Below are 366 nucleotides of genomic sequence, written 5' to 3' on the forward strand. Positions count from 1 at the left end.
CGGGTTGCCATCTTCGTGCGTCAGTCGGTCGAGGCGGCGATCGCGCATCTGGCGGCTTACCGGCTAGGTTGCATTGCGGTGCCGCTGTTCGCGCTGTTCGGCACCGAGGCGCTCGGATACCGTCTCGCCAATTCGGGCGCGTCCGCAATCGTCGTCGATCAGGAAGGCGCCGCGAAGCTTGTCGGTATTCGCGACGGCTTGCCGGCGCTGCGGCTCGTGGTTTCCATCGACGGCGCGAACCCCACGTTCTGGACGGCCATCGACAACGCGTCGGACGCGGAGCCGCAGATCACTACTTCTGCGGACGATCCCGCCATCATCATTTATACGTCCGGCACCACCGGCAAACCGAAGGGCGCGTTGCAC

1 protein-coding gene is annotated in these 366 nt (G+C 65.3%); it reads left to right on the plus strand.

Annotated features, from left to right (window positions below; genetic code table 11):
• Positions 1-366: AMP-binding protein (locus SB822_RS55430; protein WP_410858886.1), on the plus strand; the 366-nt coding region annotated here is incomplete at both ends.

This window comes from Paraburkholderia sp. SIMBA_054 (genome assembly GCF_046534875.1).
In the GTDB taxonomy this organism is placed as follows: domain Bacteria; phylum Pseudomonadota; class Gammaproteobacteria; order Burkholderiales; family Burkholderiaceae; genus Paraburkholderia; species Paraburkholderia hospita.